The sequence below is a fragment of the Thiorhodococcus mannitoliphagus genome (assembly GCF_010915725.1).
GTDB classification, from domain to species: Bacteria; Pseudomonadota; Gammaproteobacteria; order Chromatiales; family Chromatiaceae; genus Thiorhodococcus; species Thiorhodococcus mannitoliphagus.
On the sequence record NZ_JAAIJR010000317.1, the window covers coordinates 1 to 1,607 of the forward strand.

Here is a 1,607-nt window from a genome sequence, read left to right on the forward strand (position 1 = left end):
TGCCTCGCCAACCAGTATTGGCGTGCAGTTTGAGTCAAACGCTGGGAAATGTCCAGAATCGAGGGTAAGTCCTGCTACGGCGTGTCAATCTGCGGAAGAACGGTTTCGCCGTGTCCCGGGCGGGGAGCTGTCTTGACATAGGGGTCCACCTCAGACAGCGCGGAAGGATTGCCTCTTGCCAGGCCTGTTCGCTAACGTATTCCGCGCCGGTGTAAGGGCATGCGTAACGCAGTTGCACCGGCCATCGACCCGTACGGCGGCACCCGTGGCGGGCCTTCTCATTGAGGGGAAACGGGTGAGGGGATTCTGCAGCAAGCGCGGCGGATCGGACAAGGACCGCAGTGGTGACGTCACTGAGAAAGCCTGGCGCTGTTCTCCCTCACTTTGCTCCACCAAAAAGAGGATTCACCGGTGGCAGTTTCCTAGCCAAAAGGGCCGGTGGTTCGCGGATCAGGGTGAGAAACAACAAGCCTCATCTTGCTAGGTCGCCTGCGCACCAGCAGGGAGAGACCTCTGGGTCCAGGGCTGTGAAGGTCACGAAAAGCGTAGGCGCGTAACTGCCTGATTTACCTGTTGCGCGCTGCCTCGAATCCGGTGCTGACCACCGGCGCACGGCCTGGTGACCTGCGTAAGATGCTGATTATAAAAGTTGTATTTTCGCACCTTCAAAGCCCTGACCTCTGGGTCCTACCACAATGATCCTATGGTCGAGTTGCATCGCCGTGGACAGCGTTTAGAATGGCCGCGGCCCAAAGGTTTGGGTCTTCATCCCCTAGCTGGAGCCCATCTGATGGAGCGCTTCATCGAGCGTTTGCTGTTTGCGTCACGCTGGATCCTTGCACCGATCTATCTCGGCATGTCGCTCATGCTGATCGCGCTGGCCGTTAAGTTCTTCCAAGAGATCTGGCACGTCATGGCGCATCTCTGGACCCTGTCGGAGGCCGACTTGATCCTGGCCTCGCTCGCCTTGGTTGATTTGGCCCTGGTCGCGAGCCTGGTGGTGATGGTCATGTTCGCCGGCTTCGAGAACTTTGTCGCCAAGATGGACATCGCCGAGGACGCCAAGAAGCTCGGCTGGCTCGGAAAGCTCGACGCCAGTACGCTGAAGCTCAAGGTGGCGATCTCCATCGTCGCGATCTCTTCGATCCATCTGCTCAGCGCCTTTATGAACTTGGGCCACATCTCGGGCGAGAAGCTGACCTGGTACGTCGTCATCCACCTGACCTTCGTCGTCTCGGCCTTGCTGATGGGGCTGCTCGACCGCCTCGTCTTCGCGTCGCACCGTGAGCACTGACTGGACTTAGGGGCTGTTTGAAAACTCCCTCGTGAGACTTCGCGGGAGCGGCGCCCCGCCGCGACGACCTCATCTCAGGGCAGTGCTCCGAGAAGCCCGAGGTTTACGAACAGCTTCTGTAGGAGCTTTCCGGAAAACCACACACCTGCGGTTCCGATCCCGGATGGGCAAGGCCCGCGCGCTGCGCTTGGTTCGGAGCGCTGAGAGGCTGTCTGAATATTGCAATCGCCCGAGCTGTAGATACTCTGTTCTGACGCAAGTCCGATTTGCCTCCTGTCCATCATTTTTTTCTATCGGCATCGTTGTCTCAGCG

At 58.8% G+C, this 1,607-nt stretch carries 1 protein-coding gene; it reads left to right on the forward strand.

All coding sequences use genetic code 11. The annotated features are described in order from the left end of the window. Positions 1–790: 790 nt before the first annotated feature. The gene (locus G3480_RS26510) at positions 791–1,294 is read left to right on the forward strand and encodes a TIGR00645 family protein (RefSeq protein ID WP_164657189.1); all 504 of its coding nucleotides are present in this window, start codon (positions 791–793) and stop codon (positions 1,292–1,294) included. The last annotated feature ends 313 nt before the right edge of the window (positions 1,295–1,607 follow it).